This is a genomic window from Bradyrhizobium sp. CCBAU 51745 (assembly GCF_028128715.1).
Lineage (GTDB): Bacteria > Pseudomonadota > Alphaproteobacteria > Rhizobiales > Xanthobacteraceae > Bradyrhizobium > Bradyrhizobium manausense.
In genome coordinates, this window is the sequence record NZ_LBJP01000061.1 from 1 (window position 1) to 22107 (window position 22107).

The 22107-nt window shown below is 65.2% G+C and carries 22 protein-coding genes; 8 read left to right on the forward strand and 14 right to left on the reverse strand.

What is annotated here, in order from left to right:
* Window positions 1-163: 163 nt before the first annotated feature.
* The gene (locus XH98_RS14705) at window positions 164-1015 is read right to left on the reverse strand and encodes an alpha/beta fold hydrolase (RefSeq protein ID WP_271602557.1); all 852 of its coding nucleotides are present in this window, start codon (window positions 1013-1015) and stop codon (window positions 164-166) included.
* Window positions 1016-1140: 125 nt separating this feature from the next.
* Here XH98_RS14705 and XH98_RS14710 point away from each other — a divergent pair, with 125 nt between their 5' ends.
* Together XH98_RS14710 and XH98_RS14715 are read left to right on the forward strand one after the other, a co-directional pair.
* Window positions 1141-1761 carry a CGNR zinc finger domain-containing protein gene (locus XH98_RS14710; RefSeq protein WP_271619029.1) on the forward strand — a complete coding sequence of 207 codons (621 nt, stop codon included), beginning with the start codon at window positions 1141-1143 and terminating at the stop codon, window positions 1759-1761.
* 124 nt (window positions 1762-1885) lie between these two features.
* Window positions 1886-2839 (forward strand): LysM domain-containing protein, encoded by a 954-nt coding sequence (locus XH98_RS14715; protein ID WP_271602559.1) that lies wholly within the window; start codon window positions 1886-1888, stop codon window positions 2837-2839.
* A 7-nt stretch (window positions 2840-2846) separates the two neighbouring features.
* Here XH98_RS14715 and XH98_RS14720 read toward each other — a convergent pair whose 3' ends face one another.
* Window positions 2847-3920, reverse strand: a complete 1074-nt coding sequence (locus XH98_RS14720; RefSeq protein WP_271602560.1) for a tartrate dehydrogenase — start codon at window positions 3918-3920, stop codon at window positions 2847-2849.
* Window positions 3921-4043: 123 nt separating this feature from the next.
* Here XH98_RS14720 and XH98_RS14725 point away from each other — a divergent pair, with 123 nt between their 5' ends.
* Together XH98_RS14725 and XH98_RS14730 are read left to right on the forward strand one after the other, a co-directional pair.
* Window positions 4044-4961, forward strand: coding sequence for a LysR substrate-binding domain-containing protein (locus XH98_RS14725; RefSeq protein ID WP_271619030.1), 918 nt, complete (start codon window positions 4044-4046; stop codon window positions 4959-4961).
* 40 nt (window positions 4962-5001) lie between these two features.
* On the forward strand, window positions 5002-5826 hold the full coding sequence (locus XH98_RS14730; protein ID WP_271619031.1) for an aspartate dehydrogenase: 825 nt from the start codon (window positions 5002-5004) through the stop codon (window positions 5824-5826).
* 225 nt (window positions 5827-6051) lie between these two features.
* Here the strand turns inward: XH98_RS14730 and XH98_RS14735 are convergent, their stop codons facing one another.
* From XH98_RS14735 to XH98_RS14775, 9 genes are all read right to left on the reverse strand, one after another.
* A complete protein-coding gene (locus tag XH98_RS14735; protein ID WP_271619032.1) occupies window positions 6052-7356 on the reverse strand; it encodes a PQQ-dependent sugar dehydrogenase in 1305 nt (434 codons plus the stop codon).
* Window positions 7357-7500: 144 nt separating this feature from the next.
* Window positions 7501-7710: a hypothetical protein gene (locus XH98_RS14740; protein WP_271602564.1), complete on the reverse strand. Its 210-nt coding sequence runs from the start codon at window positions 7708-7710 to the stop codon at window positions 7501-7503.
* Between the two features lie 265 nt (window positions 7711-7975).
* Window positions 7976-8602 (reverse strand): methyltransferase family protein, encoded by a 627-nt coding sequence (locus XH98_RS14745; RefSeq protein WP_271602565.1) that lies wholly within the window; start codon window positions 8600-8602, stop codon window positions 7976-7978.
* Window positions 8603-8631: 29 nt separating this feature from the next.
* The gene (locus XH98_RS14750) at window positions 8632-9663 is read right to left on the reverse strand and encodes an NAD-dependent epimerase/dehydratase family protein (protein ID WP_271602566.1); all 1032 of its coding nucleotides are present in this window, start codon (window positions 9661-9663) and stop codon (window positions 8632-8634) included.
* A 31-nt stretch (window positions 9664-9694) separates the two neighbouring features.
* On the reverse strand, window positions 9695-10213 hold the full coding sequence (locus XH98_RS14755) for an Mpo1 family 2-hydroxy fatty acid dioxygenase (RefSeq protein WP_271602567.1): 519 nt from the start codon (window positions 10211-10213) through the stop codon (window positions 9695-9697).
* 171 nt (window positions 10214-10384) lie between these two features.
* Complete coding sequence (locus XH98_RS14760) at window positions 10385-11053, reverse strand: OmpA family protein (protein ID WP_057747307.1); 669 nt, start codon at window positions 11051-11053, stop codon at window positions 10385-10387.
* Window positions 11053-11469, reverse strand: coding sequence for a hypothetical protein (locus tag XH98_RS14765; protein WP_057747289.1), 417 nt, complete (start codon window positions 11467-11469; stop codon window positions 11053-11055). Before XH98_RS14765 ends, XH98_RS14760 begins: the two co-directional genes overlap by 1 nt.
* A gap of 88 nt (window positions 11470-11557) precedes the next feature.
* Entirely contained in the window at window positions 11558-11839 is a 282-nt protein-coding gene (locus XH98_RS14770) for a type II toxin-antitoxin system HicB family antitoxin (RefSeq protein WP_271602568.1), read from the reverse strand.
* Window positions 11840-11845: 6 nt separating this feature from the next.
* Window positions 11846-14425, reverse strand: a complete 2580-nt coding sequence (locus XH98_RS14775) for an ATP-dependent helicase (protein WP_271619033.1) — start codon at window positions 14423-14425, stop codon at window positions 11846-11848.
* 239 nt (window positions 14426-14664) lie between these two features.
* Between XH98_RS14775 and XH98_RS14780 the strand changes: the two genes are divergently transcribed.
* Window positions 14665-14835, forward strand: coding sequence for a DUF1328 domain-containing protein (locus XH98_RS14780; RefSeq protein WP_014493008.1), 171 nt, complete (start codon window positions 14665-14667; stop codon window positions 14833-14835).
* A gap of 46 nt (window positions 14836-14881) precedes the next feature.
* Here the strand turns inward: XH98_RS14780 and XH98_RS14785 are convergent, their stop codons facing one another.
* On the reverse strand, window positions 14882-15385 hold the full coding sequence (locus XH98_RS14785; protein ID WP_271602570.1) for a thioesterase family protein: 504 nt from the start codon (window positions 15383-15385) through the stop codon (window positions 14882-14884).
* Window positions 15386-15472: 87 nt separating this feature from the next.
* On the opposite strand from XH98_RS14785, the gene XH98_RS14790 reads away from it, so the two are divergent.
* From XH98_RS14790 to XH98_RS14800, 3 genes are all read left to right on the forward strand, one after another.
* Window positions 15473-16897 carry an FAD-binding oxidoreductase gene (locus XH98_RS14790; protein ID WP_057747284.1) on the forward strand — a complete coding sequence of 475 codons (1425 nt, stop codon included), beginning with the start codon at window positions 15473-15475 and terminating at the stop codon, window positions 16895-16897.
* A 94-nt stretch (window positions 16898-16991) separates the two neighbouring features.
* A complete protein-coding gene (locus tag XH98_RS14795; protein WP_271619034.1) occupies window positions 16992-18317 on the forward strand; it encodes a Spy/CpxP family protein refolding chaperone in 1326 nt (441 codons plus the stop codon).
* Between the two features lie 99 nt (window positions 18318-18416).
* Window positions 18417-18779, forward strand: coding sequence for a hypothetical protein (locus XH98_RS14800; protein ID WP_271602572.1), 363 nt, complete (start codon window positions 18417-18419; stop codon window positions 18777-18779).
* On the opposite strand, the gene XH98_RS14805 is transcribed toward XH98_RS14800, so the two are convergent.
* On the reverse strand, window positions 18780-20447 hold the full coding sequence (locus tag XH98_RS14805; RefSeq protein WP_271619035.1) for a SulP family inorganic anion transporter: 1668 nt from the start codon (window positions 20445-20447) through the stop codon (window positions 18780-18782).
* Window positions 20448-20586: 139 nt separating this feature from the next.
* Window positions 20587-22080, reverse strand: a complete 1494-nt coding sequence (locus XH98_RS14810) for a caspase family protein (RefSeq protein WP_271602574.1) — start codon at window positions 22078-22080, stop codon at window positions 20587-20589.
* Between the last annotated feature and the right edge of the window lie 27 nt (window positions 22081-22107).

Consider the following 22107-nt stretch of genomic DNA (forward strand, 5'->3'; position numbering starts at 1 on the left):
CGGCGCCGCGCCGCGGGCCGCGCGCTCGGCGGCGGCGACGGCGCCGGCGAGGAACTGAGGCCTGGCGCCAGCAAATTTTGATCTGATTGTGCCGCCGCCGACTTGATTGTCGGCGGCGGCATTGTCTTGTCCGCGCTGCCGTAACGCCGTGGTCGCGCGTTCGCTATGCGAGAAAGGCGCGGATGGCGTCCGCGATCTCACTTGCGTGCGTCTCCAGCGCGAAATGTCCGGTGTCGAGGAATTTCACCACCGCATTTGGATTGTCGCGCTTGTACGCCTCTGCGCCGGGCGGGATGAAGAACGGATCGTTCTTGCCCCAGATCGCAAGGATGGGCGGCTTGTGCTTGCGGAAATAGTCCTGGAACGCGGGATAGAGAGCGACATTGCTCTTGTAGTCGCCGATCAGATCGAGCTGCACCTCATCGGCGCCAGGGCGTGCCAGGTAGAAATTGTCGAGGTTCTGGCCGTCAGGCGATACGGCCGTCGGATCTGAGACGCCATGCGTATACTGCCAGCGTGTCGCCTCCGGTGTGAGAAAGCCGCGCAGCGCCTCGCGATTGGCGGGCGAGGGATCCTGCCAATAGGCCTTGATCGGCGTCCAGCCGTCGCTGAGGCCCTCCTCATAGGCATTGCCGTTTTGCGAGATGATCGCGGTGATCCTTTGGGGATGGCTGAGCGCGAGCCGGAAGCCGGTCGGCGCGCCGTAGTCGAAGACGTAGACGGCGAAGCGATCGAAGCCGATCACCTCGGTGAAGCGCTCGATCACGCGCGCAATGTTGTCGAAGCTGTAGCTGAAGGTTTCGCGCGAAGGCATGTCCGATTGGCCGAAGCCGGGAAGATCAGGTGCGACGATGTGAAACTTGTCCGTCAGCAGCGGGATCAGGTCGCGGAACATGTGACCTGCGCTCGGGAAGCCGTGGAGCAGCAGAAGCTTCGGCGCGCCGACGCGGCCGGCCTCGCGATAAAACACCTTGAAGCCGTCGACGTCGGCGGTGCGGTAGGTTGTGCGGGCCATGACCCTCTCCATTTCTGTAACCTATTAATAGGCTATAAGATGGTTATTTCGATATAAGTAACTTGTCAATTGCTAATTTGGTGGTTACGTTGGCCGTGCCCACCCGGGATCGTCAGGGATCACCCATGGACAAACCGCCTGCCGTGTTCATCGCCGACTCGCTCGGCCTGGATTTCCTCAATTCGATCGTGACGCCGGTCGATACGCCCGTCGACTGGATCGACGATGGCGACGGGCTGATCGATTGGCTGGCGCAGGCGAAGCTGGTGCCCACGGACGAACTGGAGGCGTTGAGGGCACGTGCGAAGCCTGGTGAGTTGGACGAGGTTGCCGATCAGGCGCGGGCCTTGCGCGAATGGTTCAGGGGCTTTGTCCGCAAGCATTCGGGCCGACCGCTCGCAGCGACGGCGCTCGAGGAACTCGGTCCGCTGAACAGCCTCCTGGAACAGGACGAGGTCTTCAGCCGGATCGAACCGCGGCACGACGATAGCCATCGTGGCCTTGCGTTGCGGACCACGCGGCATTGGCGATCACCGCAGTCGCTGCTGTTGCCGATCGGTGAGGCGATGGCGAAGTTCGTCTGCAACGAAGACTTTTCCGACGTGAAGGCGTGCGAGGGCCATAATTGCACGATGCTGTTTGCGGACCACACCCGTCGCCGAGCGCGGCGATGGTGCATCATGGCGGTCTGCGGCAACCGAGCCAAACAGGCGGCGCATCGCAGCAGGCTCAAGAGCCGGCAGTGATCAGCTGATCGCGCGCACGGAGCCGGTTGACCAGGCGGGTTTCGTGCCGCAAAAACCACCCAATCGGCGGTCAAGAACCGCCGCGGGGAGGCCCCTGCCTCCCGTGGTGGGACTGTAGGACTTGATGATTGATCCAAGGCGACTTGTGGTGTTGGCAGCTTGCGCGCTGCTCGCCTTCAATCCCGGTCTGGCCGCGGCCTCACCCGCAAAGCCAAAGCCGGCTGCAGTCCCCGTGGTCGCGCCGCCGCCTCCTGCTCCGCCGGTCGAGCCGCTGCCGCCGCCGAAGATTTATCTGTTCCGCGGCGCCATGGGGCCGTTCTTCTCGACCGGCATCGATCGGCTCAGCGAGAAGCTGACCAAGGCCGGCTTCTCGGCCGACGTCTACGAATTCACCTTGTGCCGTCTGATCGGCAATCGCGCGATCGACAGCTACAAGGAGAGCCCGGCGCCGATCGTGCTGATTGGCCATTCCATGGGTGGGCTGTGCTCGGTCATCATCTCCGAGATGGCAGCCAAGGAGAACATCCCGATCAGCCTCGTCATCGCCATCGACCCCGCGCACGCAACCGACGACGTGCCGCTCAACGTCGAGCGCTTCATCAACATCTTCCTGTCCGACAGCGTGCTCGGTGGTGGCGATGTGGTGGCGGTGCCTGGCTTTCGCGGCCATTATGCAAGCTACGATTTGAAGCTGAACGGCCGCGTCACGCACATCAACATCGAGAAATCGGACGACATCCATCGCCAGATCGTCGACATGGTGACGCAGTTGCCGCGTATCCAGGCGCAGACCCAGGCTGACGCCGTGCCGCTGCGCTATCAGGTCCCTGGGGACACGCTCGTTGAATTGTGGGACAGCGGCGTGCGCATACCGGTCCGCACCGGCGATACGATGGAGAGCATCGCGGCAACCCATCGCGTGCCGGTCTGGGCCATCGCGCAGAGCAACTCGCTTGTCGAGAACGCCACGCTCACGCCGGGCCAGTCCATCGTCGTGCCCAGACATTTGTCGCCGCCGGACGCCGCAGCGGCGATGGCGGCGCCGCCGCCGGCGGCACCTTCGGTGCGCAAGAAGTAGCTTTCCCTCAGACGTTCGATCCGTGGATCGCGTCGATCACGGCATCGGTCACTTCCCTAGTCGTCGCCTTACCGCCGACGTCAGGCGTCAGCACGCCGGCGGCGCAGACCTGCTCGACCGCCTTCATCAGCCGCGCGGCCGCGTCCTTCTCGCCGAGATGCTCCAGCATCTGCGCGCCGGTCCAGAACGTCGCGACCGGATTGGCGATGCCCTTGCCGGTGATGTCGAAGGCCGAGCCGTGGATCGGCTCGAACATCGAGGGGAAGCGGCGCTGCGGATCGATGTTGCCGGTCGGCGCCACGCCGAGGCTGCCTGCGAGTGCACCGGCGAGGTCCGAGAGGATGTCGGCGTGGAGGTTGGTCGCAACGATGGTGTCGAGGCTCTTCGGATGCAGCGTCATGCGCACGGTCATGGCATCGACCAGCATCTTGTCCCAGGTCACGTCAGGGAATTCGGTCGCGACTTCCGCGGCGATCTCGTCCCACATCACCATGCCGTGGCGCTGCGCGTTCGACTTGGTCACCACGGTCAGGAATTTGCGCGGACGCGACTGCGCGAGCTGGAACGCGTAGCGCATGATCCTGCTGACGCCGACACGGGTGAAGACCGCGACTTCGGTGCCGACCTCCTCGGGCAGGCCTCTATGCGCGCGGCCGCCCATGCCGGCATATTCACCTTCCGAATTCTCGCGCACGATCACCCAGTCGAGATCGCCGACGCCGACGTTGCGCAGCGGCGAGGCCACGCCCGGCAGAATCTTGGTCGGCCGCACATTGGCGTATTGGTCAAAGCCCTGGCAGATCGGCAGGCGCAGGCCCCACAGCGTGATGTGATCGGGCACGTCAGGTGCGCCGACCGCGCCGAAATAGATCGCGTCGAACTTCTTCAGCTCAGCGAGCCCATCGGCCGGCATCATCACACCGTGCTTCTTGTAATAGTCCGAGCCCCAGTCGAAGGTTTTGACATTGAAGGCGATGTCACCGCTGCGCTTCGCCAAGGCCTCAAGCACGCGGATTCCGGCCGAGATCACCTCGGGACCGATGCCGTCGGCGGGAATGGCTGCGATCGAATGGGTGCGCATGGGAAGGCTCCGTTTGGGATGTCGCGCGGTAAGCTTAGGCCGGGCCGCGAGGCGGATTCAATTGCCGCTGGTTTATACAAAAAAATGATATAATCATCGCTTGGTGAGACGAGGGAATGTTTGATGGAATTGCATCAGCTTCGATGCTTCGTGGCGGCGGCCGAGCAGCTGCATTTCGGCCGCGCCGCGCAGCATTTGCAGATGCTGCCATCTGCGCTCGGCCGCCAAATCCGTCTGCTGGAAGAGGATCTGGGAACGCGACTATTCGCGCGCACGACCCGGGCTGTCTCGCTCACCGAGGACGGCACCACCTTGCTGCGTGATGCCCGCGCCATCCTTGCCAAGGTGGAGGCGGTCGAGAGCAATCTGCGCAATCGCTCCCGCGCGGGCGCTGCGCGACGGCTGCGGATCGGCGCCGTCGACAGCGCTGCGGCGGGGCTGGTGCCGCCGCTGCTGCGTGACTTCCGCAGCAGGCATCCCGAAGTTTCGGTCCAGCTTCTGGAGGACAAGACCGTCAGGCTGTTGCCAAAGATCCTGACCGGCGCGCTCGATCTCGCTTTCGTCCGTCCGCCCGATCGGGCGGACAAACGGCTCGAGTTTCGCCCGTTGCTTCAGGAAACCGCGATCGTGGCGTTTCCGCAGCGCCATGCGCTCGCGGCACGGAAATCGATCACGCTGGCGGACATTGCGGGCGAGGCGATGCTGGTGCCGGATCGCCGTTCGCGGCCGGACAGCTACAACCTCACCGTCAAGCTGTTCGAGCAGGTGGGCCTGACGCCGCGCATCGTGCAGGTCGCCGACGAGAAGCAGACCATCATCAACCTCGTGGCAACCAAGCTCGGCGTTGCCATCGTGCCGCGCTGGACCACGCGGATGGCGGTTTCGGGTGTGCGCTTCGTGCCGCTCCGACCGAGGCAGAGCGGCCCGGTCGGCCGGTTGCCGCTGGCGGCGGCCTGGCTGCGCGGCTCAAATGATCCGGCCCGCGATGCCATGCTGGCGGTGCTGGAGGCGCGCCTGCGCTCCTATGCGCGGGAGGCGTGAGGGGCTATGACACGGGCTTGGACAAAAGAGGTATGACGCGATGACTGGGCAGAAAGCTTCGAACGAGTTGCGGGTGGCCATCGCCGGGCTGGGCTCGATCGGCAGCAAGATCGCGACCGCGCTCGATCATGGCATCGAGGGGTTGATGCTGTCAGCCGTGGCCGTGCGCGATCCCGCCAAGCATCAGGCGTATCTGGGCGGCCTGCGTCACCAGCCGCAAATCCTGCCGATCGATCAGCTCGGCGAGGTCGCCGACATCGTAGTCGAGTGCGCGCCGAGCAGCCAGTTGCGCGCGATCGTGGAGCCCGCGGTGAAGCGCGGCAGGTGCGCGGTCGTGGTCAGCGTCGGCGGTTTGCTCGACAATTTTGATCTCATCGATCTCGCCCGCGCCAAGGGCGGTCGCATTCTTGTCCCGACCGGCGCGCTGATCGGACTCGATGCCGTCAACGCCGCCGCGCTCGGCACCATCCATTCGGTGAAGATGGTCACGCGCAAGCCGATCGACGGGCTGAGAGGCGCGCCGTTCATCGTTCAGAACAACATCGACATCGACAATCTGCGCGAGCCGCTCAAGCTATTCGAGGGCAGCGCGCGCGACGCCGCAAAGGGCTTTCCTGCCAACGTCAATGTCGCCGTTGCATTATCCTTGGCGGGCATCGGGCCCGATCGCACCCAGATCCAGGTCTGGGCCGACCCCACCGTGACGCGCAATGTTCATCGCATCGAGGTCGAAGCGGATTCGGCGCGATTCTCGATGGGCATCGAGAACATCCCGTCCGAAAATCCCAAGACCGGAATGATCACCGCGCTGTCGGTGATCGCGCTGCTCCGCAAGCAGCGCGCCACGCTGAGCGTTGGGACGTAACAGGTTGAGGCTTAACTAGCTCAGACGTGGCGCGCTCTATCCCCGTCACCCCCGCGCAACGGCGAAGACGTTGTCGCTGGAGGTGCTCGCCTCTTCGGCGAGCCTCGAAGGGCGACGGCCCGGCTGCATCTTGGCCGTTCATCCTTCGAGGCTCCTGATGGGACGCTTCGCGCCCCATCACTCGCACCTCAGGATGACGGAATACATACGCGCCGCGGCGCCTACTTAAGCGCCCGTCACGCGCCAGATCACGTTGCCGACGTCGTCGGCCATCAGCAGCGATCTCTTGTCGGGGCCGATCACGACGCCGACCGGGCGGCCGTAGGATTCCTTCTCGTCCGGGGACAGGAATCCCGACAGGATGTCGCGGCCGGGGCCGGAGGGCTTGCCGTTCGCGAACGGGACGAACACCAGCTTGTAGCCGGACAGCGTGCTGCGATTCCACGAGCCATGCTGGCCGATCACCATGCCGTCTCCGAACCCCGGCAAGGTGCCTGCGGGCATCCAGCACAGGCCGAGCGACGCAGTATGGCCGCCGAGCGCGTAATCAGGTTGAATCGCCTTGGCGACCATCGCCGGATCCTGCGGCACGCGGTCGTCCACCGTCTTGCCCCAATAGCAATAGGGCCAGCCATAGAAGCCGCCTTCGCGCACTGACGTGAGATAGTCCGGCGGCGTCTCGTCGCCGAGCCCGTCACGCTCGTTGACGACGGTCCAGAGCACGCCGGTGTTCGGCTCCCACGCAAGCCCGACCGGATTGCGCAGGCCGCTCGCGAAGATGCGATGGGTACCGGCGACGAGATCGAGCTCGTATACCGCGGCCCGGCCTTCCTCCACTTCCATGCCCATCTCGGCGATGTTGCTGAGCGAGCCGACGCCGGCATAGAGCTTCTTGCCGTCGGGGCTTGCGAGCAGGCTGCGCGTCCAGTGGCCGCTCGGCTTGAACGTGGTGAGCCGCTTGCCCGGCGCAGTGATGCGATCGGCATTGGCGACGTAAGGAAAGGCCATCACACCGTCGGTGTTGCCGACATAGAAGGTGTCGCCGACCAGCGCCATGCCGAACGGCTGGTTGAGGTTCTCCATGAAGGCGCCGCGAACTTCCGCGACGCCGTCGCCATCCTTGTCGCGCAGCAGCGTAATGCGGTTGGCGGAGACGCCGAGCGCCGCGGCACGGCGCATCGTTGCCTGCATCGCATAGTGGAATACGCTGCGCGGGGGACCTGCGATCTGCGTCGCTTCAGCGATCAGCACGTCGCCATTGGGCAGCACCTCGATCCAGCGGGGATGGTCGAGATCGGTCGCGAACGCGTTGACCTTGAGCCCGGCTGCGGCCGTCGGCTTCTGGCCCTGACTCCAGCCGCGCGCGGTCGGCATCTTCAGGGTCGGGATCGCGCCTTGCGGCTTGGCTTCGGGAATGGCCGGCGTCTGGCCCCAGGCCGGCGCGGCCTCGGTGCCGGTCAGCTTCCGCCATTGCAGCGCGATGCCACCGAGGACTGCGACGAACTGCGCGAAGATGCTGGAAAAGGTCATGCGAAGCCCCTGTCGAAGTTTGGTCGCGCCCATTTTGCGCGCGCATCCAACTGGGTGGCGGTCAAAAGGTCAACCGGGGCGGAACTGGCCCGGTGTCTATTCCCGCGGAATGGCTGCTGATCGAATTTGCATAGGAGATGCTGATCAGTGCCGGACCTGCCGCTCCGCCCGTCGCGCGTGCCTGAAATCATCGAGGTGATGAACGTTCGGGGTGAGCGCGGCCTCCTTGGCGAGGAGATGATAGACGCGCGCGACCGTGCGCTGCTTCAGCTTCGACCGCCCTGGCGGCAGCGCGCGCGCCTTGCGGACTGCCGCAATCGCGTGCGCACGAAAATAATCATAGGCGTCCGACATGGCGCGATGCTCTGCGTCTGGTGCAGGTGTCGCGGGGCTAACGGGTGAAGGGAGAGGCGGTTCCTCTCACTGTCGTCCCGGCCAAGCGCGCAATTGCGCGCGGGGGGGCCGGGACCACATACCGCGGAATCTATCGGTTGCAGGTGATAGCAGTACCGAACGACGAGTCTTCGCCAAACCACGCTCTGTGGTTATGGGTCCCGGCCCCCGTGCGCAATTGCGCACTAGGCCGGGACGACACCGAGTGCATCGCGCGCTCGCAGCTTCACCGCGGCGACGTGAACGGGATGATCATCGGCACGCGGCGGCAATAGGCGCCGTAGGCGTCCTCGCCGAGCTCCTTCGACAGGAACACCTCTTCCATCCGGCCCTTCTGCCACATGCCGAGCGAGATCAGGATGGCGCCGAGGATCGTCGTCACCAGGCCGATCGCAACGCCGGTCACCAGCATGCCGAAGATCAGCCCGGTGTAGATCGGATGGCGCACGATGCCGTAGGGCCCGGTGTCGATGACGCGGTGATCTTCCTTGTGGGTGATGGTGTTGGACCAGAACTTTCCGAGATGCAGCCGTCCCCACCAGGCGAAGGCGATGCCGGCGATCGAGAGGACCGCGGCGATGGTGATGCCGGTGTTGCCGAGCACCCAGAGCGGCTTCCAGCCCATCACCTCAGCAATGAAGGGCGTGTACAGGATGCCGCCGACCAGGATCGGCAGGCGATAGCGCTGCGACTCCAGCGTCATGACCTGCTTCTTGGTCCGCCCCTGCCAGAACGAGGCGCCCACCCAGCTGGCGAGAAAGGCGAGCCAGATCAGGGCCAGGAGTTCGGTCGGCCAGGTCGTGGTCCAGCCACCCCAGGCGACCGACAGAAGCTTGTTGGAATCGAAGGACATAAGGAAGGTTCTTTGGGTTGGGGAGCAGATCAGCTCGCGCGCGAGGAGAGCGCGTGATGCTCGATGGCATCGGAGGCGGCCTGGCCGCCGCGGGCGAGCAGATGGGTGATGGTTTCGCGCAGCACCGGCTCGATCGGGCGCGGCGCATAGCCCAGCTCGTCACGGGCCTTGCCGATTGAAAGGTCGCTCGCGGCAAGCGCGATGCGCACGCCCTCGGCGGTGCCGTTGGGCGGACGATGCGTGATGTGATCAGATATCTTCTCGAGCAAGATCGCGGAGAGTTCGGCGATCTTGCCGGGAACGACGACCGGATATTGCCGCCGACCGCTCATCGCCGACATCATTCGCAGGATCTGCCCGAGCCTGACGCAATCGCCGCCGAGGATGTAGCGCTGGCCGATGCGGCCACGCTCCATCGTCAGCACCAGGCCCATGGCGACGTCGCGGACGTCGACGAGATTGACCAGGAAGTCGAGATGCGGCTGCACCTTCTTCTGCAGGAAGTACCACAGCATCGCCGTCGGCGGCGTCAGATTGTGATCGGCAGCGCCGATCGGCATGGTCGGGGTGCCGATCACGAGCGGGAAGCCGCTGGCCGCGGCCTTCGCCGCGTGATGCTCCGCGAGCGATTTCGAACGCGTATAGGCGCCGGGCATTGCGTCGGCCGGCTGCAAGGCTTCCTCGGCGGCCACGCCGTTGAGGTTGGCGTAGGGGAACAGGATCGATTCCGTCGAGCAATGCAGGAAGCGCGAGACGTTGCGCTTCATCGCAGCCGCGAGCACGACCTCGGTGCCGCGGAAATTGACGTCGTGGAAGTCCTGCTTGTTGGCGACCCACATGCCGGGCAGGCCGGCAAGGTGATAGACCTGATTTACCCCGGAAACCGCAGCATCGACCGTCGCAGCGTCGAGCACCGAGCCGGGCACATACTCAACGTCCGCATTCGCGGTCGCCGGCGGGCGGACATCGAGCACACGCACCCGCTGCCCACGGGCGCGGAGCGCTTCGACGAGATGCTGTCCGATGAAACCGCTGCCACCGGTAACCAGTACGAGAGCCATGAAGTAGGTTTTGCTGTTCCGCTTGAGAAAGCTATCGGGTTGAAAGCGAGTTGGCCGGAAGAGGCGCCAGAATCGCGGCAAGGTCGCGACGGAAGCCCAGTGCAATGAACAATTTTGCCATGACAAACATCGGTCCCAGCAACAGATGCGACGGAAACGTGAATAATGAGGCTTCGCGGCCCTCAAAAACCTTGTGGCCGATGGTCTGCGCGGCGAGTCCGAGCACGACCAGGGCGGCAAAGATCGCCCACATCGTCACGGTGCTGACCTGCGCCGCAATGGCCGATGCGATCGAGAACAGCACGATGGAGACGGCCAAAATGCCGGCCCCGAGCGCCACATCGAGCAGCAGCCAGTAGATCAGAACCGGCAAGGCCAGGAGCACCGCCAGGCTGACCTCGGACCCGAACAACGGGACCTTCACCAGCGTCAGCGGCATCACCGCGCCGGTGAACAGCAGGAGGATGCCCACCACATGCATCGCCGTGTTCCGGGGATCGCGATGGTACTCGACATAAACGGCAAGTTGGCGTTGAAAAAAGCCACCCATCTTGGTCTCATGCAGCACAGGGTCGGGAAGGGCGAAGACAGCCTATAGCACCTGCAAGGGCAGTGCACAAACCGGCACTATTGTCGCGCAAGGCCTTGTTGTCGCGCTGTGAGACAGGTCACAAAATAATCAGAACTTCAATGGGTTCCACTGGCCGCGAAATCTGCACGCTTAATGCTTCTTGGCGGGCTTTTTCGCCGCAGGCGCAGGGGCTGTTGCGGGATGCGCGGGCGCTTCTTCGGGCACTTTGGCAAAGGTCAGGATTTGCAACTGGCCGTTGACGGGTGAGGTCGGCTTGGCACGGTCGAGGAACTGCTCCTCGCCGAGACCGATCGGCTGCAGCCGCTTGGTCGAAATCTTGAACGTGTTCACCAGTACGTCGCGGATCGCATCGGCCCGGCGCTGGCTCAGGATCGCGTTGGCCTCGCGCGTCTTCGAATTGGATTCGACGTGGCCGACGATCAGGAACGTATAGGGCAGCAGCGAGGCGTGAACCAGCGCGTCGGCGATCCGGCCGACGGTCTGGTAGGATTCCGGCTGGATGATCGGCGTGTCGGCGTCGAACTGGATCTGCGCATTGAAGGCGGGCAGCTTGGCGAGGTCAGGCGCGATCGGCGGCCGGTTCACCGGACCCGGATCGTTCTTGATCCTGGCCTTGGCCCGCTCCATCACCTGCTGCTTCAGCGCGGGGAAGTCGACCTCAGGGGTCTCCTCGAAATGATTGAGCTTGCCGACGATATCGTCGCGGGTCGGCGCAGTCTGTGCAAAGGCTGCGCCGGCGAGCAGCGCGAGGCCCAACGCGATGCCGATGCCCGCGGCGATGTGCCCAGTTGCGCGCATCATCGATACCCCGCCTCGTCGACGGCCTTCAGGCAGTTGTTGCTGATGCCCTTGGGCGTCGAGACCAGGCAGGGGATCGACTTGCTGGTCTCCTTGGTCGAGCCGCCGCAGACCTTGACGATCTCGCGCTGGCAGGCGTTCGCCACGGTGACGCGGGCAGCGACGCGCTTCTGGATGGCGTCGAACGCGGTGAGGTAGTCGCTCAGGCACTGTTGGGAGAGCACGTCGCGGTTGCGGGAGAGACACTCCTTCAGGCGCGTGGAATCGGGATTGACGCCGCGGCAATTGGCGACGATTTCCGCGCCGCAGCTCCTGGCCAGCAGCCCGATCGAATCGCCAAAGCTCATGGTCTCCGCCGTCGCGAGCGACGGCATCCCCAATGCAAGCACGACTGATGTGACGAAGCCCCGGACCATGATTGCATCTGATACGGGGAAGTTCGCCATGGTCAAGGGCTGATCGCTCCCGAACTGTCAGGAGCCCGGCGAGTGCGGCGAACAGTCCTCACTCCGCAGCGAGGGGTGGCCACTCGATCAGCACCGCCGTGTGGTTCCGGAGGTCGTCGGCAAATTCCGGATCGGCCTTGAGCTCGTCCAAGGTCCGCGGCGGAGGAAGCTCGCGGCCGTCTTCATTCAGCTCCTGCGCATAAAGCGCAAGCGCCTCGGGCGCATTCTCGAGGGCCTCCTCGATATCGTCGCCGCCTGATATGCAGCCGGGCAGGTCCGGAAACCACATGCTGACGTCATCAGGGCCATTGTCCTCGATGATGGCAATGTAGTGAGGCATGTCGCCTCACGCCCGCTGCACAAAGCTGTCGACGACCTTCTTCTCGCCGGCCTTGTCGAAGGCGATGGTGAGCTTGTTGCCGTCGATCTTGGTGACGCGGCCGTAGCCGAATTTCTGGTGGAAGACGCGGTCGGAGAGTGAAAATTCCGAGGTCGTGCCGGTGGATTTCGCGACCAGCTCGCCTTCGATCGTCAGGGGACCGCGGCGGCGCGAGGAGAAGCTGCCGAAATCGGGGCCTGAAGACGACGACGTGGAGAAGGTCGCGGCTTCCTCCTCGAAGCTGCCGCTTCGACCGCCGCCACGATTGCGGTTTGCCTGGGCGCGCTGCCAGCCCGGCGTGGTGTAGCTTGATCCGAACGCCTCCATGTCGTCGAAGCGCGAGGCGCCGTAGCCACCGGTGCCGCCCCAGGCCGAGCCGCCCTTGGATTCCGTGATCTCGACATTGGCCGCCGGCAATTCGTCGAGGAAGCGCGACGGGATCGTGGTGGACCAGGTGCCATGGATGCGCCGGTTGGTCGCGAAATAGATCATGGCGCGGCGGCGGGCACGGGTCAGGCCGACATGGCCGAGCCGGCGCTCTTCCTCAAGTCCCGCGCGGCCCTGTTCGTCCAGCGTGCGCTGGCTCGGGAACAGGCCTTCTTCCCAACCGGGCAGGAACACGTTGTCGAATTCGAGGCCCTTGGCGGAGTGCAGCGTCATCAGCGACACCGCGTCGTCCTCGGCGCCGCCCTCGCGGTCCATCACCAGCGAGATGTGCTCGAGGAAGCCTTGCAGGTTCTCGAACTCCTCCATCGAGCGCACCAGTTCTTTCAGGTTCTCCAGCCGGCCCGCGGCATCGGCCGAACGATCCTTCTGCCACATCTCGGTGTAGCCGCTCTCGTCGAGCACGATCTGGGCGAGGTCCGTATGCGCGGTGACCTCGCGCTGGGCGCGCCAGCGATCGAACTGGGCGACGACGTCGCGCAAGGATCCGCGCGCCTTTGGCTTCAGCTCGTCGGTTTCAACCACGGCGCGCGCCGCTTCGAACAGCGGAATCCGCCGCTTGCGGGCGTGATCGTGCAGCAACTGGATGGTGGCATCGCCAAGACCGCGCTTGGGCACGTTGACGATGCGCTCGAAGGCGAGATCGTCGGCCGGCGAATTGATCACGCGCAGGTACGCCAGCGCATCGCGGATCTCGGCACGCTCGTAGAAGCGCGGGCCGCCGATGACGCGATAGGGCAGGCCGAGCGTGACGAAGCGGTCTTCGAATTCGCGCATCTGGTAGGACGCGCGCACGAGGATCGCGATCTCGTTGAGCTTCTCGCCCTGGCGCTGCAGCTGCTCGATCTCCTCGCCGATGCCGCGGGCTTCCTCTTCGGAATCCCACGAGCCCGTCACCGTGACCTTCTCGCCCTCGACGTCCTCGGTGCGCAGCGTCTTGCCGAGCCGGCCTTCATTGTGCGCGATCAGATGCGAAGCGGCGGCGAGGATGTGGCCGGTCGAACGGTAATTGCGCTCTAGGCGAATGACTTTTGCGCCCGGGAAATCGTGCTCGAAGCGCAGGATGTTGTCGACCTCGGCGCCGCGCCAGCCATAGATCGACTGGTCGTCGTCGCCGACGCAGCAGATGTTTTTGGTGGGGCCAGCGGGAGGAGCAGCGATCGCCACTTGCTCCGTCATTCCGGGGCGATGCGGAGCATCGGACCCGGAATCTGGTGCTGAGGTCTCGTCTCGAGATTCCGGGTTCGGCTCTTCGAGCCGCCCCGGAATGACGACTTTGGTCGACGAAGGCGCCTGCGACAGCAGCCGCAGCCACAGATACTGCGCGACGTTGGTGTCCTGATACTCGTCGACCAGGATGAATTTGAAGCGCTGCTGATACTGCCGCAGGATATCCGGGTGCTCGCGGAAGATGCGGATGTTTTCCAGCAGCAGATCGCCGAAATCGGCGGCGTTCAGGATCTTCAGCCGCTCCTGGTAGCTCGTATAGAGCTTGCCGCCCTTGCCGTTGGCGAACATCGCGGCCTCGCCCGAGGGCACCTGCGACGGCATCAGGCCACGGTTCTTCCAGCCGTCGATCAGGCCGGCCAGCATCCGCGCCGGCCAGCGCTTGTCGTCGATGTTCTCGGCCTGCAGCAGTTGCTTGAGCAGCCGCACCTGGTCGTCGACATCGAGCACGGTGAAGTTCGACTTGAGCTGCGCCAACTCGGCATGGAAGCGCAGGATGCGGCCGCCGATGGAGTGGAAGGTGCCGAGCCACGGCATGCCTTCGACGGCATGGCCGAGCATCTGGCCGAGCCGGTGCTTCATCTCGCGCGCGGCCTTGTTGGTGAAGGTCACCGACAGGATCTCGGCGGGGCGGGCGCGGCCCTGGCTCAGGATATGGGCGATGCGCGTGGTCAGCACGCGCGTCTTGCCGGTGCCGGCGCCGGCCAGCACCAGGACCGGGCCGTCCAGCGTCTCGACAGCTTCGCGCTGCTCCGGATTGAGTCCGGTGAGGTATTTCGGGCCCACCGAGGCGCGCGCACGCGCGGCGATGCCGCCGGCTGCGGGCTGGTGGTCGGGTACGCCTGTGATCTTGCTCGGCTCGGTCATGCGAATCATTTGGCCCCACGATGGCACCGCGGGGTGACGGGAGGGAGCCTTCTTAACAGGGATTAGCGCCTATATGGGGCGGCGGGGAGAGGTTTTCCACGTGCACGGCGGCCCGATTTGTTCCAGCGCGAGGTGCGAATTTCGCCGTTATGCCTGCCGGAACCATCGTTCCCGCGTCGAGATTGTCTGGATAGGTGGTGCGGGCAGCCGCGCCGATCGCTGACAGACATCAAGACGAGGGTTTGACCATGCTAGGCTGGGTTGTGACGTTTCTGGTTATCGCACTGATCGCCGGCATCCTGGGCTTCGGCGGCATCGCCGGCGCCTCGATCGAGATCGCCAAGATCATCTTCTTCATCGCGGTCGTCCTGTTCCTGGTCTCGGCCGTGGTCGGATTGGCCCGCGGCCGCAGGATCTAGCGGTTCACCTCTCCCCGCCGGGGAGAGGTGAGGCAAGCGCCGGACATCAACGTTTGACCGGCATCGCCACGTTCCGGCCGATGCCCTCGGGCCGCGGGACGGCGCTGTGGGCCCTGGCAATGCCTGCGATGCGCTGCTGGATGTCAGGCGGAAACGGCGCAACGCGCCGCGCCTTCATGTCCATGTGCAGCGACATGTTCTCGGAGGTGGCCGACAGCCAGCCCTCCGTCCCATGCCTCATCTCCTCGAACGTATGTAGCCGCTTGTCGTCGGCGGCCAGCAGCCACACCAGGATCTGCACGGGATCGCCGAGATGGATCTCGCGCAAATAGCGCACATGGCATTCGGCGGTGAAGGTCGAGCCGTGGCGCTCGTTCTTGTAGACCGGACCAATCCCGAGCTCGAGCCAGAACTCGTCGATCGCCCGGTCGAACATCACGTTGTAATAGGCCATGTTGAGATGGCCGTTATAGTCGATCCATTGCGGCTCGATCTGCATGATCGAGCTTCTGAACGGCTCGGCGGGCTTCGAAGCGGCACTCTCCGGCATGTCTCATTCCCTGGCTATGCGTCCGGTCGCTTGACTTGACCGGTCAGATGTCCTTTGCCACGGTTTGTTCTGTCGGGAGGACGATCCGTGGGTACGACCATCACCAATAATCCGCCGCGGCCGGAGCCGAAAGCCCTCGCGAGCGCGCTGGAGCAGCTTGCCGCACGCTTCGGCAACCGCCTCATCACCTCGCAGGCCGTCCGCGAGCAGCACGGCCACACCACCACATGGATCGTCAACCAGCCGCCCGACGGCGTGGTGATGGCGCAGGAGACCGCCGACATCCAGGACGTGGTGCGGATCTGCGCAAGGAACGGCGTGCCCGTCATTCCCTTCGGCACCGGCACCTCGCTCGAAGGTCAGGTCAACGCGCCCGCCGGCGGCATCTCGATCGATCTGCGCGACATGAACAAGGTGCTCGCGGTGCATGCCGAGGACCTTGATTGCGTGATCCAGCCCGGCGTCACCCGCAAGGCGCTCAACGAGCACTTACGCGACCAGGGCCTGTTCTTCCCGATCGATCCCGGCGCCGATGCCTCGCTCGGCGGCATGGCTTCGACGCGTGCCTCAGGCACCAATGCGGTCCGCTACGGCACCATGCGCGACAGCGTGCTGGCGCTGAAGGTGGTGCGCGGCGACGGCGAGATCATCACCACAGGGACGCGCGCCAAGAAATCGTCCGCCGGCTACGACCTGACGCATCTGTTCGTCGGTGCCGAAGGCACGCTCGGCATCATCTCGGAGCTGACCATTCGTCTGCGCGGCATCCCCGAGACGATCGCGGCCGGCGCGGTCTCGTTCGTGTCCGTGCACGGGGCGTGTCAGGCCGTGATCCTGGCGATCCAGACCGGCATTCCGGTGGCGCGCATCGAGCTGCTCAATGCCGCGCAGGTCAAGGCCTGCAACGCCTATTCGAAGCTGACGCTGCCGGAGACGCCGCTGCTCTTGATGGAATTCCACGGCAGCGAGATCGAGGTCGCCGAGCAGTCCAAGGCGTTCGGCGAGATCGCCAAGGACTGCGGCGGCGGCGATTTCTCCTGGACCACCAAGCCGGAGGATCGCACGAAACTTTGGCAGGCGCGCCACGATGCCTATTGGTCCGTCAAGGCACTCCGCCCCGGCGACAGCATCGGTGTGGTCGCAACCGATGTCTGCGTGCCGATCTCGCGGCTTGCCGATTGCGTCAGCGAGACCGAGGAAGATCTCAAGCGTCTCAATTTGCTGTCGCCGATCGTCGGCCATGTCGGCGACGGCAATTTCCACTGCTCGCTGGTCTGCGACACCAACGACGCCGACGAGATGGCGCGCGGCGAGGAGTTCATGCATCGCCTGGTCGAGCGCGCCCAGGCAATGGACGGAACCTGCACCGGCGAGCATGGCATCGGCCAGGGCAAGCAGAAATACCTCAAGGCCGAGCTCGGCCCCGAGGCGCTCGATGCGATGCGCGCGCTGAAAAAGGCACTCGATCCGCAAAACATATTCAACCCCGGCAAGATCGTGCCGGAGGCGTAGCCTGTCGCGCCGCGGAACTTTCCGCGGCCACGCCGGTTCCATCTCCCGAACAATTTCCGATGCCTCCATGGCGCGGCTTCTTTCGGAGGATGCGATGTTGCGACCGGTCATTGGACTCGCCGCTGCGGCGCTTGCCTGCGTGCTGGCGGGCACGGCTCTGGGTAAAGGCGGACACGGTGGCGGCCACGGTGGCGGCCACGGCGGTGGTGGTCACGGCGGCGGGCACGGCGGTGGCCATTTTCATGGCGGCGGACATGGTGGTGGTCATCATGGTGGTGGGCACGCGCATGGTGGCGGGCATCATGGCGGACCTCGCTTTGCGGCGGGCGCGCGACATGGCGGTCCGAACTTCGGTCGGATTCGCAATGCGGCCGTCGGCCCGGCGCATTTCCGCAGTGCACTCAATCTGCATTCCAGTGCTTTCCACAACGGTCGGCTGATCAGCAATCCCGCGGCGCGCGCCCAGATCGCAGCGGCGGCGGCGCTTGCCGGCTGGCATGGTGCAAGCAGCGGATGGTGGCAACATCCAGGAGGCGGTTACGGCTGGGTCGGACCGCTGTTCTGGCCGTTCGCCTACAACGATCTCTACGACTACACGATCTGGGGCGACGGTCTCGGTTTCTGGGGCTACGGCTATCCGGACATCTATGCCGGCCTGTTCGCGCCCTATGGCTATGACGGTTTGTCAGCCTATCTGCCGTCGCGGCCGCAGGGTCGCCGGCAAGCGCGTGGTGTGGCACTGGATCAGCTTTGCGGCAGCGATCGCCGCGAGATCGTCGGTCTGCCGATCGACCAGATTGCCGCCGCGGTACAGCCGACTGAAGCGCAAGGTGCAAGCCTCGACGAGCTCGGCAATGCCTCGATCGATGCGGCCGGGATCATCCGCGCCTCCTGCCCGACGCAGGTCGCGGCGACGGCACCCGGCCGGCTGGCGGCGATGCAGCAGCGCATCGAGGCGATGGAGAAGGCCATCGATCTCGTGCAGCCCGCGCTCGATAAATTCTACGGCTCGCTGACCGACGAACAGAAGCTGCGCTTCAACGCGCTCGCCGAAAACCAGCGGCGCGCGACGGATTCCGGCAGCGCCGGGACGTCGCTGATCCAGAATTGCGGTACGCCCGCGGCGCTCGATTGGCCCGGTGCCGACATCGAGGCGAGGCTTCGTCCGAGCGACACCCAGCGCGCCGCGCTGCAAGTGCTCCAGGACACGAGCGCCAGGGCCAGCGCATCGCTGAAGGCGGCGTGCCAGCCGGCCGACGTGATGACGCCGCCGGCGCGCATGGCAGCGGTCCGCAAGCGGCTCGATGTCATGCTCGACGGCGTCAAGTCGGTTCGCGCCGCGCTGGAGGATTTCTACGGCACGCTCAGTGACGAGCAGAAGGCGCAGTTCGAGGCCATCGGACCGCGTCGGACGTCCTGAACGCGCCCGAGAAACTGTGCCGCAAAAATCGTCTCGCCGATCCCGGTTGGGCTCTCTATGCTGAGTGAGCCTGAAGCGCGGTCAATCGGCGGTGAGGCGATGAAGTGGTTCGCGAGGCAGAAGCGGGCGGACATCTGGGACGAAGCGATCGAATCGCCGCTCGGCGACATCGAAGCTGCCGCGCGCATCCGCGCCATCTGCGACGCCGCGGCCCAGAGCGCTATCGCCGCTGCGCGAAACGACAAGAGCGAGAGTGCCCGTTATGAGCGCGCGGCGAAGGCGGCGATGGAGATCGCGATGAAGATCTCCGACGGCCTGATGCGCGACGACGCCGTGCATCGTATCGTCAATCTCTGCATGACGGCGAACGACCTCAAGACCGCGCAGATCCTGTTCCGCGCGATCCACACCAGCTGGATCCGCGAGACGGCGCAGCGGGATCATCCCACCTTGGTGCAGTGATTATTTCGCCAGCTTGTGCACGGCCTCATCCACGCTGTGGAAGACGTGTTCCTTCGGCAGGGCACCGTACAATTCGAAGCGCTCGAACGCCTCCTGCGCGCGCAGCGATTCCAGCCGTGCAACGGCGACCGTGACCCCTTGCGCGCTGCACACCTTGAAGACGTCGAGCAGGATCTGCGCGGCGGTGAAGTCGATCTCGACCATGCCGCTCGCCTCCAGCACCAGCAATTGCGGTGCCGACGTGCCCAAAACCTTGGTCACGTCGCTGCGGAAGCCCGGCGCGTTGAGAAAGGACAGCGGCGCCTGGAGCCCGATCACGGCGACACCCGCGACACGCTCGCCGGCGATGTGCGGATGCGCCGGCCACCAGATCGTGGTGCCCGGCACGCGTTCGAACTCCACGAGTCTGGCGCGCGTCGTGCTCCAGATGCCGTGCAGCAGCGACAGCATGATGCCGAGAAAGGCGCCCTGCTGGATCGGCAGCACGATGATCAGCGCGGCGGTGGCCACGATCAGCAGGAACTCGCTGAACGACTGGCGATAGATCGTCACGATCTGTTGCACGCGGATGATCCGCAGCGCCACAAACAGCAGGATGCCGCCAAGCGCAGCGTCCGGAACGTGTCGCAACAATCCGGTGCCGAATGCGAGCAGCGCCAGCACGATCGCCGCCGCGGCAAGGCCTGCGAGCTGCGATTGTCCGCCGGTTTCGGCGACGATGCCGGTGCGCGGCGGGCTGGCATTGACCGGAAACGCGCCGAACAGGCCTGACAGCACGCTGCCGGCGCCTGCGCCAAGAAAGTCGCGATCAACATCGGCGGGCTTATCGGGATCGGACGGAAACGACCGCGTCGTCGCCGCCGTCTGCACCATCACAACAACTGTGATGACGAAGGCGAGCGGCACGAGACGCACCCACAGTTCCGGCGCGAGGTCGGGCAAGGTCGGCCGTGGCAGCGTGCCCGGCACTGTGCCGACCACGTTGACGCCCTTGCTCTCGAGACCGAGCGCGACGGTGGCCAGCGTCGCGCCGACGAGGCCGATCAGCGCGCCGGGAATTTTTGCGCTGACGTTCTCGGAGATGAAGACCACGGCGAGCACGCCGAGGCCGATGCAGAACGTGATGGGATTGGTGCGCCCGATCTCGCTCGCGAGCACACCGATGCGGTCGAGCGTCGGACCACCAGGCGAGTCCAGTCCGAGCACGCCAGGCAATTGCGACACGATGATGTGGACGGAGATGCCGGCGAGGAAGCCGACCATGACAGGCATCGACAAGAGATTGGCGATGCCGCCGAGCCGGAACGCACCGCCGGCGAGCATCATCGCGCCGACCATCAAGGCCAGCGCGATGGCAAGGCCCTGATATTCGGGCGAACCTGTCGTGGCGAGCGCCGCGAGCCCGCCGGCGAAGATCGGCGTGATCGTGGAATCGGCACCGCAGGACAGGAAGCGATTGCCGCCGAGCAGCGCAAATCCGAGCGAGCCCGCCATGAAGGCGAAGAAGCCGATCTGCGGCGCAAAGCCGCCGAGCCGCGCGGTCGCCATCTGCTCGGGGATGGCGATCGCCGCGAGCGTCAGTCCCGCCATGAGATCGCCGGGCAGGGCATAGGACGCGAGCGATCGAAACAGCGGCCATGAGCTTCTGGCGTGAGCGTCTTGCGTCATCGATGTGGTGTCCCCGGAAAGTGCGTGTCGGCCGATCAGACTACAGCATTTCCGGAAGGGAGGCAGGTGGCGGTCTCTCCGTCGTCATTGCTCGCAATGACGGAGGGCGAGTTTGCCCTCCGCTTCGCGATCGATAGCCTCAGTATCTGTTGCTGCGACCGTAGTCGCCGTGTCCCATCTCGCCGCCACCGCGGCCACCCATGCCCATTCCCATGCCGATCCCGACACCGATGCCGATGCCTTGCATGATGGCGGCGGGTGGCGGGCCTTGTTGAGGTGGCGCGCGCTCGACGACTTCATCAGTCGGCGGCTTGCGCTTCGGCGGTGTGTCGGCGACCTTGCGCTTTGAGGGCGGCGGCGTGTCGTCGACGCGCTTCTTGATGATGGGCGCAACCGTCGGGTTGATCGGCGTCGATGCCGGCGGGGTCGGTGCCGAGCATGGGCAGGTCGGCGCCATCGCGACGGCGACCGGGACCGCAGCGGCGGCAACCGGTAAGGCATAGTTGCGGTTCTGCACGCGCAGCAGCAGCCGCCGCGCGGTTGCGGCGAGATCGCTGTTGTCCCAGTTCGCCAGATAAGTCTCATAGGACGCACGCGTGTTGATCGCCACCGCGCGGTCCCACGCCAGCATCTGACGTCGCCGCTCCATGACGGTGCGCAAGCGCGGCGTGCGGACATCCTGCGCGTACAGTTCGATATAGGCCTGATAGGCTTCCACCGTGTCGTCGGCGATCACGAGATCATAGGCGACCTTGGCATCCTTACCCTGCAAATCCTTGCGCCAGTCAGCGACGCTGCGCGAGACGCTGGCGAGCGCCATCGAATTTGCGCCCGGCGCAGGCGGCTGGCCGCTGCTCTCGCCGAAGAACTTGAAGTCGGTCGTCAGCGACGAGCTTTCCCAGGGAATCTGGCGCCCGTCGGTCGACTGCGCCACCGCGATGCGGATGCGCTTGAACACTTCCTCGATCGGAATGTTCGGCTGCTTGGCGACGGTCAGGGCGGCCGTGGTGTAGGGACTGTCGGTGCCATCGCCATCCTCGGCCTCGGCGCCGGGCGAGGTCGAGTACGAAATGAACGAGCCGGGTGCGCCGGCCTTGGTGTCGACGATCGCGAGCCCGTGGCCGGCACCCGAGAGCGCCGGGAACGGGTTGTTGCGGCAGGCATCGAGCATGAAGATGCGCGCCCGCGTCGGCAGCGCGCCGAGCGTGTTGAGCAGGTCGTTCAGCCGCACGCCCTGCAGCGGAATGTCCGCCTCGCGCTTGGGGTCGAGATCGACAGGCACGAGATAGTTCTCGCCGTCGATCTGCAGGCCGTGCCCGGCATAGAACACCAGCGCGACGGTGTCGGCGCCGCTGGCGCTGACCTTGCCGGCGAAATCCGAGATCGCCTGGCGCATCTCGTTCTGCGCGAGATTCGGTGCGGCCGTGACGGTGAAGCCGGCATTGCCGAGCAGCTCGGCCATGCCCTTGGCATCATTGGCGGCGTTGGGCAGCTCCGGCACCGTGCGATAGGCGGACTGGCCGATCACCAGCGCAAGCCGCGCTTCGGCCGCAGCGTCCGTCGGCGTCATCAACTGGGTAAGCGCAAGGAGACCGGAGGCAAGGATCAAATTGCAAAGGACTGGACGGCGCATGGGGTCACCTCCACTGGCAATGGGTGC